Here is a 12,347-nt window from a genome sequence, read left to right as displayed (position 1 = left end):
CGCTTAACTTTCAATATTAAATCATGCTCACACGTAAAACAAAAATACTACTGATGAAAATCCTCAGTTTGTTTTCTGTGGTGCGGGGTTATAACATTCCTATAATTGTCATAGCGCAGTATTTATCGTCAATTTTTATCCTGGCTCCCGAAAAAAGAGCCTTGGATGTGATACTCGATTGGCGTCTTTTCATTATCGTTTTTGTTTCAACGCTAACAATTGCCTCGGGTTATATCATCAATAATTTTTACGATTCAGAAAAAGACCTGATTAATCGCCCGAACAAATCAATGCTGGACAGATTGGTCAGCCAAAAAACAAAACTACAGGTTTATTTCGGACTGAATTTCCTGGCAACTGCCCTGGCGTTCATCATTTCATTCCGTGCCGCTTTGTTTTTTTCGGTTTATATTTTCCTGATTTGGTTCTATTCACACAAACTTAAAAAATATCCCATCATTGGCAATCTGACAGCTTCTTTGTTAGCTGTTTTGCCCTTCTTCGGTATTTTACTGTATTTCAAGAATTTTTATCATGTCATTTTTGTCCACGCAACATTCTTATTCCTGCTGATCTTAATTCGTGAAATGATTAAGGATCTTGAAAACATAAAAGGAGACGTGGCCAACGATTACCAAACCATTCCGGTGCGCTTCGGTGAAAAAATATCCAAAAAACTCATCACGGTCTTGACAATTTCAACGGCACTCCCGGTTTATATCCTCATTGACAAATACGATGTGGGTTATATGGACATTTATTTTTACATCAGCCTGATTGTAATGCTGTTCTTCCTGCAAAAACTCTGGAAATCCCAAACACACAACGAATATCTGCAATTGCACAACATCCTCAAATCACTTATTGTGGCCGGGGTATTCAGCATTGTCCTTATTGATCCGTCTGTATTGATTCACGGAAGGACTCTTTTAAAAATATGATCATGAAACATTTTTGCAGTTTTGTTTTTCTGACATTGACTCTTTTCACTTATGCCCAACAGCAGAACAGATTAAACGCTGATAAAAAGAAAGCTCAGGAAGCAATCGTCAAAGAATATTTATCAGATTGTGCTCTAAAATACAATTACTCTTATCAAATGGCTGAATGGCAAGCCTGCCTGGATGCCGGATTGAAAAAAGACAGTACGATTGCCTATTTATGGCAGCAAAAAGCAATGCCTTATTTTAAAGCCAGAAAGTATGAAATAGGAATGGTTTTTATTGATAAAGCTGTCAAATACGACGCGGAACGATGGCAGCCATACCGCGCTTTTATCAAGTGTATTTTCGTCAAAACCTACAAAGACGCCATTGCAGATTTTGAAGACTGCAAGAAAAAATTCGGCAATAATTATGTAATGGACCATACCTACGATTTCTATATCGCTTTGTGTTATCTGCAACTGAACGAATTTAAGAAAGCTGAAATATTGCTGCAAAACTATGTGGATACCACCTTAAAGAAAAATGGAGAAGACTGGGTACATCACACTGCCTTGTTCTATTTAGGAATTTCAATGTACGAACAAGAACGATGGATCGATGCCATAACCGTATTTGACCGATCCTTAGCAAGATACAAAAACTACTCCGACGTTAAATATTATAAAGGAATTTGTCTTTACAGATTAGGAAAAACGGAAGAATCCGACGCAATTATGAAGGAATCCAAAGCCGATTATGAGCTGGGTTACAAAATCAACGAAGACAATGTGGTTTATGAAATGTACCCTTATCAGGTAAGGCGAAAAAAATAACTAACAACTCCCTCATCCAATATCAATTAAAGAAACACTATCTTTGCATAAATTCACAGAAAAATGATCGGAAAAGGAAATAATAAAAAAGGTTCTACGTCTAAAAAACCAGGCTCGGGTTCCAAAAAAAGCGGACCGGCTAAGGCTACTTTTAAAAAAGACGATAAAAAAACAGGGTTCCCTAAAGCAAAACCTGCTTTCGATAAAAAACCCAAAGCACCTAAAAAACCTGCCAATCCGGACGAAATCCGTCTGAACAAATACATTTCTAATTCAGGTGTTTGCTCACGCCGCGATGCCGACATTTACATCCAATCCGGAAACGTAAAAGTAAACGGTGAAGTGGTTACGGAGATGGGCTACAAAGTACAACCGAACGACGTTGTAAACTTTGACGGAAGCCTAATCACTCCTGAGAAAAAAGAATACATTTTATTGAACAAACCAAAAGGATTCACGACTTCCAAAGAAGAAGACATGAATGCCAACAATGTATTGGATTTGGTTCGCGGTGCGACAAAAGCCAAATTACAGCCTGTTGGAAGAATGGATAAAACCACTACTGGTTTGTTGCTATTCACCAACGACACAGATATTGTCCGCAAGTTCACGATTCCAAACCAACGCTCTTCAAAAGTGTATCAGGTTACTTTGGACAAAAATCTGAAATTCGAAGATTTAGAGCGGATTTCCAGTGGATTGACCATTGACAATCACCGTGTTTTTGTAGAAGAAGTGTCCTACATTGAAGACCAACCGAAGAGTGAAATCGGTCTAAAAATGAAAACCTCCAACGTAAAAGTGGTGCGATCCATTTTTGAACATTTAAAATATGATGTTTTAAAGGTAGACCGTGTGGTTTTTGCAGGTTTAACCAAAAAGAATTTACCAAGAGGAAACTGGAGATTCCTGACCGAACAGGAAATCATCAACCTGAGAAATATATAAAAAACAAAAAGGCTAACGAAATGTTAGCCTTTTTTATGTTTTGATGCGATCGATTATAATAATGCGTCGATTGCTTCAGTGTATGTGTTTTTAGGAGCAACTCCTACCTGACGTCCTACCACTTCTCCGTTTTGGAAAACCAATACAGTTGGAATGTTACGAACACCATATTTCGCTGCAAACTCCTGATTCGCATCTACATCTACTTTACCGATTACTGCTTTTCCGGCATACTCTTCACTGATCTGATCAATGATTGGAGCTACCATACGACATGGTCCACACCAAGCTGCCCAAAAATCTACCAATACCGGTTTCTCTGATTTCAATACTACTTCATCAAAAGTTGCATCTGTTATTGCTAAAGCCATAATTTCATTTTTTAAATTGTCTGACAAAAGTAGAATATTATTTTGAATTGTTTACTTATTGAAAATCAGTTTTAATTATGATTAAATTGATATTCTTTATTCCTATCCTGTTTTATCAGATTGTTTTTCAAAGTTCTTCAAGAAAATCATCCTTTCCTTCTGAATGTAGTTTTAAATTATCCGTATTCAGATTCTAAAACAATTAATTCAATTTGAAGTTGATCTGCAAACGCTCCAACTCACTCAACATAGCATTTGAAATACCAATTTTGAGTTTTCGGCTTGGCATGGTGAGTTTGGTCACCACTTTAATTTCTTCTTTTTCTTCAGAAACGGTCATTTCTACTTCATCAAGTGAATCTTCAGAATCTGAAATTTCATCAACATCATTCATATCACTCACTATAGGCACTTCCACAATTTTTTTCACTCGTTCCAGCTCCATCACTTCAAAAGTCACAGTAGCTTCACCAGGATTTTCTTTGAAAATTTCGTTGAGTTCCATGATTAATTGTTCACGTAAATCAACCACAGAAAATTGCAGTATGAGTTTTTTGGCAAATTTCTGCAATACATCCTGAAGTTGTAAAACGTCAATAAACTGCAAACGCGGATCGGATTTCTTACCGGTTTCCTTGTTCGTCCAGCCTTCTTTTACATTCAAACGGATGTACACAAAGTGATTTTGCCCCAGATAATGACGGAACTTTAAGTATTCCTCATCAAAAATCCGGAATTCGTAACTCTCGTCGTAACCTTCCAAATTGAAAGTAGCCCAGCCTTTACCGTTCTTGGCAACCCGGTGTTGCACATTGGTTACAATTCCTCCCACTGAGATATTTTTCCCTACAAATGGCGTCAGATCTTTCAACGCATCCAGTTTCGTATTACAGAAATATTTCATTTCAAACTTGTAATCGTCAAGCGGATGACCGGAAATATAAATCCCCACCACTTCTTTCTCCTGCGCCAGTTTTTGCATCGTATTCCACTCTTCACACGGTGGCACGACAGGCTCAGGAATCTGCACTTCAGAGGCATCTCCAAACAAACTCACCTGCGACGAATTCTCATTCTCCTGAAACTTAGAACCATAACGCATGGCTTTCTCTAAGAACGTACTGTTATCGCCATCGGTATGGAAATATTGCGCACGATGGGTATTGGAAAAACAATCGAATCCACCTGCCAGAGCTAAGTTTTCGAATGCTTTTTTATTGGCAGCACGTAAATCGATACGCTTCGCCAAATCGAATATGGATTTGTATTTTCCGTCTTTTCGGCACTCTACAATAGTTCGTACGGCACCTTCCCCTACACCTTTAATTGCGCCCATTCCAAAACGAACTGCATACTCTTCGTTTACGGTAAACTTATAGAACGATTCATTCACATCCGGACCTAAAACCGCCAGTCCCATACGCTTACACTCTTCCATAAAGAACGAAACCTGCTTGATATCGTTCATGTTATTGGAAAGTACCGCCGCCATATACTCGGCCGGATAGTGTGCTTTCAGATAAGCCGTTTGGTAAGCAATCCATGCATAACAGGTGGAGTGGGATTTATTGAAGGCATAACTCGCAAACGCCTCCCAGTCGGTCCATATCTTATCCAGTTTTTTTGCATCGTGCCCGTTGGCCATTGCCTGATCGATGAATTTGGATTTCATCTTATCCAAAACATCTTTCTGCTTTTTACCCATCGCCTTACGAAGTACGTCGGCATCACCTTTGGAGAAATTCGCAAGCTTCTGTGACAAAAGCATCACCTGCTCCTGATACACCGTAATCCCGTATGTTTCTCCTAAATATTCTTCGCAGGCATCCAAATCATAGGTAATCTCTTCCAATCCGTTTTTTCTTCGGACGAAAGAAGGAATGTATTCCAAAGGCCCCGGACGGTACAACGCATTCATCGCGATAAGGTCACCAAAAACCGTAGGCTTAAGGTCCTTCATGTACTTCTGCATCCCGGCCGACTCGTATTGGAAAACCCCAACCGTTTCTCCTCTTTGGAACAACTCATATGTTTTTTGGTCATCAATTGGGAAATTGTCCGGATCGAGTTCGATTCCCAAACGGTATTTCACCAATTTAACCGTGTCTTTAATCAATGTTAGCGTCTTCAGCCCCAGGAAGTCCATTTTCAGCAAACCGGCACTTTCCGCTACAGAGTTGTCGAACTGTGTTACATACAAATCTGAATCTTTTGCTGTGGTTACCGGTACGTAGTTGGTAATATCACTCGGCGTAATGATTACACCGCAGGCATGGATTCCGGTGTTTCGAAGCGATCCTTCCAGAACTTTTGCCTGCTGGATGGTTTCCCCGGCAAGATCTTCTTCGTTGGCGATCGCTATTAGTTCTTTAACCCTGTCGAATTCTTCCGATGATTTCAGGGCTTTTTTGACTTCGCTTTCATCTTCCGCAAGGAAACGGGCCAGATTCCATTTACCTGGCATCATGGCCGGAATAAGTTTCGCAATCCTGTCGGCTTCAAATAAAGGCAAATCCAATACACGTGCCGTATCACGAATCGCCGATTTTGTTGCCATTTTACCATAAGTGATAATCTGTGCCACCTGATTGGCTCCGTATTTATTGATTACGTAATCCATAACCAATCCGCGGCCTTCGTCATCAAAATCGATATCGATATCGGGCATGGACACACGGTCCGGATTCAGGAAACGCTCAAAAAGCAAATCGTATTTAATCGGGTCGATATTGGTAATCCCTAAACAGTATGCTACCGCAGAACCCGCTGCGGAACCACGACCAGGCCCTACTGAAACCCCCATTTTTCGTGCCTCGGCAATGAAATCCTGTACAATCAAAAAGTAACCGGGATAACCTGAATTGGAAATAGTTAGTAACTCAAAATCCAGTCGTTCCTGAATATCGGGTGTAATATCTTCATACCTTCTTTTGGCTCCTTCCATGGTGAGATGTCGCAAATAAGCATTCTCACCTCGTACACCTCCATCCGCTTTATCTTCCTCTACCACAAATTCTTCCGGAATATCGAATTTAGGAAGCAATACGTCGCGGTACAACGAATACGCTTCCACTTTATCAATGATTTCCTGAATGTTGATGATGGCTTCCGGCAAATCAGAGAACAGCTTTTTCATTTCTGTCTCCGATTTGAAATAGTATTCCTGATTAGGCAATCCATAACGATAACCTCGTCCTCGGCCAATTGGAGTCGCCTGCTTCTCACCGTCTTTTACGCATAATAAAATATCGTGTGCATTAGCATCTTCCTTGGCAACGTAATACGTATTATTAGTTGCAATCAGTTTTATATTGTGTTTTCGGGCGAAATCGATAAGCGTTTTATTTACGCGGTTTTCATCCTCCTGATTATGACGCATGACTTCAATATAGAAATCCTCGCCAAATTGGGTTTTCCACCAAACCAACGCTTCTTCCGCCTGGTTTTCACCAATATTTAAAATTTTGCTCGGGATCTCCCCATACAGGTTCCCCGACAAAACAATAATGTCTTCTTTATATTTTTCGACTACCGCTCGGTCAATTCGCGGCACATAATAAAATCCGTCGGTATAGGCAATGGATGCCATTTTTGCCAGGTTGTGATAGCCCTTTTTGTTCTTTGCCAACAACACTACCTGATATCCGTTGTCTTTTTTGGTTTTGTCTTTGTGGTCGTCGCAGATGTTAAACGCACAACCTACAATCGGTTTTACTATCGTTTCGGATGGAGTTTCACCGTTTTCTTCGGCTGCTTTATTTTTGGCTTCGGCGCCTTTATTATGATTAAGAACGGCACTCACGAAGTGAAAAGCCCCCATCATGTTCCCTACATCGGTCATGGCAACTGCCGGCATTTTGTTTTTAACCGCCGCACTTACCAAAGCATTGATCGAAATAGTGGATTGCAGTACCGAGAATTGGGAATGATTGTGCAGATGCGCAAAAGCAGCATGTTCTAAATCCTTCTTAACTTCTTCTGATACAGACTGACCAACATCTTCGTGCTGGATCTTCTTTAAACGCTCACGAATTTCATCGGAAGCTTTTTTCAGGTTGATATGCTTTAACCCAATCAGCTTGATTTCCTGCGGATTGTTTTCACGGAAATCACGGTAATAATCTTCGTTAACATCAAGTTCTTCTTTGGTAAAAACCTCACGTTTGATTAATTCGAGGAAACATCTTGTGGTCGCTTCCACGTCGGCAGTCGCGTTGTGTGCTTCTGCAAAAGGCTCTCCGAATAAATATTGATGTAATTCGGTTAATGTAGGCAATTTGAATTTTCCGCCACGACCCCCGGGTAGTTTCAGCAATTCGGCCGTGGTTTCAGTACAAGTGTCCAAAACAGACATTTTTACCATATCCGAACCGATATTCATTCGGTGAAATTCACACCCCATGATATTCACGTCGAAACCAACATTTTGCCCGACGATAAATTTAGCTTTTGACAAGGCTAAGTTGAATTTTTCAAGCACTTCCATTAACGGAATACCTTGTTCCATAGCCAACTCCGTGGAAATCCCATGGATTCTTTCGGCATCATAAGGAATGTTGAAACCTTCAGGTTTTACCAGATAATCCTGATGTTCGACAAGATTCCCCATTTCATCATGTAACTGCCACGCAATTTGAATACATCGCGGCCAGTTATCGGTATCCGTAATAGGTGCCGACCAACTTCGTGGTAATCCGGTGGTTTCGGTATCGAAAATTAAATACATCAGGCTGATATTTAGATTGTAAGCGAAAGACTATAAGTCTGTCTTAGACAAAAACAAAAGTACATTTTAAGAAGCTGAATGTCAATTTTAGTTATTAACAAACACAAAAGACGTTTACTTTTTAGCCCCGGTTAAGCCGGTAGCTCCCGATTTATCGGGACTTGAGGCGAAGACGGGAATAGGGATTCCTGAAAAGCCAAAACCATTTGCTCCAAATAAAAAAATAAATTCCATAAAAAAAGCCGTCCCAAAATGAGACGGCTTGTATTTTTATCAATAAAAGAGATTTAGTATCTTCCTCCACGACTGTTTCCTCCACCGTAGTTTCCACCACCGCGGTTGTTTCCGTAACCTCCGCCTGAACGGTTGTTATTGAAACTTCTTCTTTCACCTTCCGGTTTCGGCTCTGATTTGTTTACCACGATCGCACGACCACCTACAGTAGCTCCGTTTAATTCTTCAATGGCTTTCTGAGCGTCAGCATCATTTTCCATTTCAACAAATCCGAAACCTTTACTTCTTCCAGTAAATTTGTCGGTAATAATTTTAACTGAAGTCACTTCTCCGTACACCCCAAATGATTCTCTTAAATCTGCTTCGTCAATTGAGAACGGAAGACTTCCTACAAAAATGTTCATATGTATTATTTAAATAATTTTGTCAAAGATAACCTTTTAATTTTGTAAATCACTCAATATTAAGCTTTTCTTTTGAAAATAAATTTCAGCTCAACAAAAAACCACTTCTTCCGAAGCGCTATAAATCATCTTTTCCTTACTGTCGCGGAGGAATCTGATAAAAATCACCATTCGTAAAATTCACTTCATTACCTTCCTCATCTTCAGCAATAAAATCAAACTTACCAGTTATTCCTCCCCCCGGAGCTATTACAATTTTCCCAGATCCGATTCCGTCACCCGTTTCAAATAAACGACCTTCACCTTCTACTGATTTATATGTTGCCTTGTTTGTAGAATTCTCTCCTAATACATATGTTCCCGGAGCAGCTGAACTCGTATGCAACGTTATAATGTCGGTTCCTACCGAGGCAGTTATCGTCAATCCCTCTGCATTTGAAAAGTAATCCATAGTATTTGCTTTCCAAAACGCACCATTTTTAGTAGCCTGAACTGCAGGGCTGTTAAATTGAATATCTTCACCGCAAGAAACAAATGCCGTCGCCAAAACAAATAATGATACTATTTTTTTCATTTTTACTGGGATTAATTGGAGTTAAATCTGTGTTATTACAAAAATAGTTTTTTATTGATTATTGGCAAGTTTTTTCATATCAATCTTCAAACATCAGGCAATCACTTAAGACATGACAAATAAAAAAGGATCGAAATTTATTTTATATACCAAAACTTTCTATCTTTGCACCCTTAAATAACCGAGGTCGAGTACCTCAAATTAATCAAATTAGATTATGTCAGTAAAAATCAGATTACAAAGACATGGTAAAAAAGGGAAACCTTTTTACTGGATCGTAGCAGCAGATGCTCGCGCGAAAAGAGATGGTAGATTCTTAGAGAAAATCGGAACTTACAATCCAAACACTAACCCTGCAACTATCGACTTAAACCTTGATAGCGCTGTACAATGGTTACACAATGGTGCTCAGCCAACTGACACTGCAAGAGCTATCCTTTCTTACAAAGGAGCTTTATTGAAACACCACTTAGACGGAGGTGTTCGTAAAGGTGCTTTAACTCAAGAGCAAGCTGACGCTAAATTGGCTGCTTGGTTAGAAGCAAAAGTTGGAACAGTTGACGCTAAGAAAGCTGGTTTAACTAAAGCTGAGGCTGATGCTAAAGCAAAAGCTTTAAAAGCTGAGAAAGAAGTAAACGCAAAACGTGTTGCTGCTCAGGCTGAAGCTGCTAAAGCTGCTGAGGCAACTGAAGAAGTAGCTGAAGAGGCTGCAACTGAAGAAGCTCCGGCTGTTGAAGAAAACAACGAAGAAACTCAAGCATAATTTTAAGGCGGTTCCATGCGTAAAGAAGATTGTTTCTATTTAGGCAAGATCGCCAAAAAGTTTAGTTTCAAAGGGGAAGTTCTGATCTATCTGGATACAGACGAACCCGAAATGTATGAAGATTTGGAATCGGTTTTTGTTGAATTCAACAAAAACCTGATTCCTTTTTTTATTGAAAAAGGCGCCCTTCACAAAGGAGACTTTCTTAGAGTTAAATTTGAAGAAGTGGACAGCGAGGAAGATGCAGACCGATTAATCGGATCAGCTGTGTACCTACCATTAAGCGCCTTACCAAAACTGGAAGGCAAGAAGTTTTATTTCCACGAAGTGATTGGTTTTGATGTAGAAGATGTGCGTTTAGGCAACATCGGAAAAATCGTTTCCATTAACGATTCCAGTGCACAGCCTCTTTTCGAAATCATGAAAGGAAACACAGAAATACTTGTTCCGATGATAGATGATTTCATCGTTCAAATTGACAGAACCAACAAAAAAGTGGTACTGAATACCCCTGAAGGATTGGTGGATCTTTACTTAGGATAGACCAAAGTCACAGCAGACAGAAACTCCCGAAACATGTTTCAATTTAAACAGTTCAAAATAGAACAGAACCGCTGCGCCATGAAAGTGGGCACTGATGGTGTTTTATTAGGAGCCTGGACTCCGCTTATCAACAATCCTTACAACATTCTGGATATTGGTGCCGGAACTGGTTTAGTTGCACTGATGTTAGCTCAACGCAGCCATGCCGAGCAGATTGACGCCATCGAAATTGATGACAACGCTTACGAACAAGCCACCGAAAACTTTGAAAACTCACCTTGGAACGACCGCTTATACTGTTATCACGCCGGACTGGATGAGTTTGTGGACGAAGTGGACGAGGAATTTGACCTGATTGTTTCTAATCCGCCTTTTTATACCGATGAGTACAAATCCGGAGACAATCAACGTGATAATGCCCGTTTTGAAGATTCTTTACCTTTTGAAGAACTAGTCGAAGCCGCTGATTTTTTCTTATCGGAAAACGGTATTTTTTCCTTGATCATTCCTTTCAAAGAGGAAGAAAAATTAAAAACCCTTTGCGCCGAAAGAGGCTTGTTTCCTCTAAAAATCACGCGTGTTAAAGGCACTCCTACTACCGAAATCAAGCGCAGTTTAATGGCATTCAGCCGAATTGAACAAACTCCGCTTGTTGATGAATTGGTTATTGAAACCGCCCGTCATCAATACACTCCGGAATATATTGAACTGACAAAGGATTTTTACCTGAAACTTTAATTCGGTTTAAAAACGTCCCGGAACTGATACAGGATTCGTTCCAGCAAACGTAAATCTTCCGTGATGATTTCGGCTGATCCTTTCATTTCCTGCTGAAATGGGATTTCTTTCTTATAAGTCGTTTTCAGGTTTTGAGGCAAGATAACATCCATCATGATATTTCCATCTTTATCCGGAACTAAAGAAATGTTTTTCACTTCGCCTTTCAGAATTCCGAATTCGCGATCAGGAAAATTAGCCAAACGGATATTCACCTGCTGTCCGACTTTGATTTTTCCTGAATTGTGCGCCGGCGCTTTTACTTTACCAATATAACCCCTTTCGGTTTTCGGAACAATTGAAAAAACGTTATCTCCCGCCGTTATTGTTTGATTCTCCACCCAAATCTGTGCAAATGCCACTTCACCTTCAATAGATGATTTCAAAACGTAATTAAGCTCCCAGTCTTTGATGGCTTTCTTCAGCTGGAAATACGACTGTGCAACATTCCGGCTCAACGTTACCCCTTCTTTGGTTCCGCCAATTTCCGTTCCCTTAACCGCCCTTTTGTTTTCAATTAAAGAGGATTGCAATTGCGAAATGGATGTCAGCAGGTTCTTATAATTTTTTTCCGATTGGAGGTAATTCAGTTTTTTGGTTTCAAATTCCTGATCGGATATCACCCCTTTTCCGTGTAATACGGTGTAGCGGCTGATTTCATTCTTCTGAAGTTTCAACTCTTGTTCATTAATACTTTTCTGCTGCAACAATAAATTTAATCGCTGCTGAATTTGTACGGTCTCTGATTTCTTAGCATTGCCTTCAACCTGAAACGGCTGTAAATCGGCATTTAAACCTTCTGCGATATAATCTTTCTGAAAAACCGCAAACGCACTTTCTATATCGCCTAATTGTGCATTATTCAATTTTTCAAACGGAAATTTCGCCCCTTGTTCTGAATCATTGATTAATTTACTGAGCAGAAAAACATCTTTATAATTTGCCGAATTTTCAATTACAGCCAATGATGTATTCTCCTTTATCGTCATTTTATCTTTCACCAGAATGGCTTCAATTCGTCCGGAAACCCTTGCCACCAATTTTTCAGGCGGAATATTGGTGGTAATCACAATCTCGGAAGCCACCACGTCCGGATATCTCAAAAACCAGGATATAGAAAACAACATGAAGACGATTCCGAAAATCAAAACCGTTCCCCAGCGGATCATCCAGTGAGGTACTCGCGTGAGTATATCTTGAACTTCTTCACTTCGCAATTCAAATGTGTCTTTATTCTTCTCTTCCATG

General features: G+C 39.9%; 11 protein-coding genes. 6 read left to right on the top strand and 5 right to left on the bottom strand.

The window, feature by feature from the left end:
• The first annotated feature begins 23 nt into the window (after positions 1-23).
• The 3 genes from LZF87_RS04985 (at position 24) to LZF87_RS04975 (ending at position 2,707) form a co-directional block, all read left to right on the top strand.
• Positions 24-941 carry a geranylgeranylglycerol-phosphate geranylgeranyltransferase gene (locus LZF87_RS04985; RefSeq protein ID WP_244342198.1) on the top strand — a complete coding sequence of 306 codons (918 nt, stop codon included), beginning with the start codon at positions 24-26 and terminating at the stop codon, positions 939-941.
• A 2-nt stretch (positions 942-943) separates the two neighbouring features.
• Positions 944-1,759, top strand: a complete 816-nt coding sequence (locus LZF87_RS04980) for a tetratricopeptide repeat protein (RefSeq protein ID WP_244342197.1) — start codon at positions 944-946, stop codon at positions 1,757-1,759.
• A 63-nt stretch (positions 1,760-1,822) separates the two neighbouring features.
• Positions 1,823-2,707, top strand: coding sequence for a pseudouridine synthase (locus tag LZF87_RS04975; protein ID WP_244342196.1), 885 nt, complete (start codon positions 1,823-1,825; stop codon positions 2,705-2,707).
• Between the two features lie 53 nt (positions 2,708-2,760).
• On the opposite strand, the gene trxA is transcribed toward LZF87_RS04975, so the two are convergent.
• The 4 genes from trxA to LZF87_RS04955 all read right to left on the bottom strand — a co-directional run bounded on the left by trxA (position 2,761) and on the right by LZF87_RS04955 (position 9,016).
• Complete coding sequence (gene trxA / locus LZF87_RS04970; protein WP_023572993.1) at positions 2,761-3,078, bottom strand: thioredoxin; 318 nt, start codon at positions 3,076-3,078, stop codon at positions 2,761-2,763.
• Between the two features lie 202 nt (positions 3,079-3,280).
• A complete protein-coding gene (gene dnaE / locus LZF87_RS04965; RefSeq protein ID WP_244342195.1) occupies positions 3,281-7,804 on the bottom strand; it encodes a DNA polymerase III subunit alpha in 4,524 nt (1,507 codons plus the stop codon).
• Between the two features lie 287 nt (positions 7,805-8,091).
• Complete coding sequence (locus LZF87_RS04960; RefSeq protein WP_244342194.1) at positions 8,092-8,442, bottom strand: RNA recognition motif domain-containing protein; 351 nt, start codon at positions 8,440-8,442, stop codon at positions 8,092-8,094.
• A gap of 136 nt (positions 8,443-8,578) precedes the next feature.
• Complete coding sequence (locus tag LZF87_RS04955; protein ID WP_244342193.1) at positions 8,579-9,016, bottom strand: DUF6252 family protein; 438 nt, start codon at positions 9,014-9,016, stop codon at positions 8,579-8,581.
• A 217-nt stretch (positions 9,017-9,233) separates the two neighbouring features.
• On the opposite strand from LZF87_RS04955, the gene LZF87_RS04950 reads away from it, so the two are divergent.
• From LZF87_RS04950 to LZF87_RS04940, 3 genes are read left to right on the top strand one after another with little or no spacing between them, the layout of a single operon-like run.
• Positions 9,234-9,779 carry a 30S ribosomal protein S16 gene (locus LZF87_RS04950; protein ID WP_244342192.1) on the top strand — a complete coding sequence of 182 codons (546 nt, stop codon included), beginning with the start codon at positions 9,234-9,236 and terminating at the stop codon, positions 9,777-9,779.
• A gap of 15 nt (positions 9,780-9,794) precedes the next feature.
• Positions 9,795-10,322: a ribosome maturation factor RimM gene (gene rimM, locus LZF87_RS04945; RefSeq protein ID WP_244342191.1), complete on the top strand. Its 528-nt coding sequence runs from the start codon at positions 9,795-9,797 to the stop codon at positions 10,320-10,322.
• A 33-nt stretch (positions 10,323-10,355) separates the two neighbouring features.
• A complete protein-coding gene (locus LZF87_RS04940) occupies positions 10,356-11,060 on the top strand; it encodes a tRNA1(Val) (adenine(37)-N6)-methyltransferase (RefSeq protein WP_244342190.1) in 705 nt (234 codons plus the stop codon).
• On the opposite strand, the gene LZF87_RS04935 is transcribed toward LZF87_RS04940, so the two are convergent.
• Positions 11,057-12,346 (bottom strand): HlyD family secretion protein, encoded by a 1,290-nt coding sequence (locus tag LZF87_RS04935; protein ID WP_244342189.1) that lies wholly within the window; start codon positions 12,344-12,346, stop codon positions 11,057-11,059. The genes LZF87_RS04940 and LZF87_RS04935 overlap by 4 nt on opposite strands.
• Between the last annotated feature and the right edge of the window lies 1 nt (position 12,347).

The organism is Flavobacterium enshiense (assembly GCF_022836875.1).
GTDB lineage: Bacteria > Bacteroidota > Bacteroidia > Flavobacteriales > Flavobacteriaceae > Flavobacterium > Flavobacterium enshiense_A.
The sequence above is the reverse complement of the archived record's forward strand: the minus strand, read 5'-3'. Positions and strand labels throughout refer to the sequence as shown.

Coding starts and splice junctions, on each gene's coding strand:
- LZF87_RS04985 (WP_244342198.1), top strand. CDS start 24: ATGCTCACACGTAAAACAAAAATACTACTGATGAAAATCCTCAGTTTG.
- LZF87_RS04980 (WP_244342197.1), top strand. CDS start 944: ATGAAACATTTTTGCAGTTTTGTTTTTCTGACATTGACTCTTTTCACT.
- LZF87_RS04975 (WP_244342196.1), top strand. CDS start 1,823: ATGATCGGAAAAGGAAATAATAAAAAAGGTTCTACGTCTAAAAAACCA.
- trxA (WP_023572993.1), bottom strand. CDS start 3,078: ATGGCTTTAGCAATAACAGATGCAACTTTTGATGAAGTAGTATTGAAA.
- dnaE (WP_244342195.1), bottom strand. CDS start 7,804: ATGTATTTAATTTTCGATACCGAAACCACCGGATTACCACGAAGTTGG.
- LZF87_RS04960 (WP_244342194.1), bottom strand. CDS start 8,442: ATGAACATTTTTGTAGGAAGTCTTCCGTTCTCAATTGACGAAGCAGAT.
- LZF87_RS04955 (WP_244342193.1), bottom strand. CDS start 9,016: ATGAAAAAAATAGTATCATTATTTGTTTTGGCGACGGCATTTGTTTCT.
- LZF87_RS04950 (WP_244342192.1), top strand. CDS start 9,234: ATGTCAGTAAAAATCAGATTACAAAGACATGGTAAAAAAGGGAAACCT.
- rimM (WP_244342191.1), top strand. CDS start 9,795: ATGCGTAAAGAAGATTGTTTCTATTTAGGCAAGATCGCCAAAAAGTTT.
- LZF87_RS04940 (WP_244342190.1), top strand. CDS start 10,356: ATGTTTCAATTTAAACAGTTCAAAATAGAACAGAACCGCTGCGCCATG.
- LZF87_RS04935 (WP_244342189.1), bottom strand. CDS start 12,346: ATGGAAGAGAAGAATAAAGACACATTTGAATTGCGAAGTGAAGAAGTT.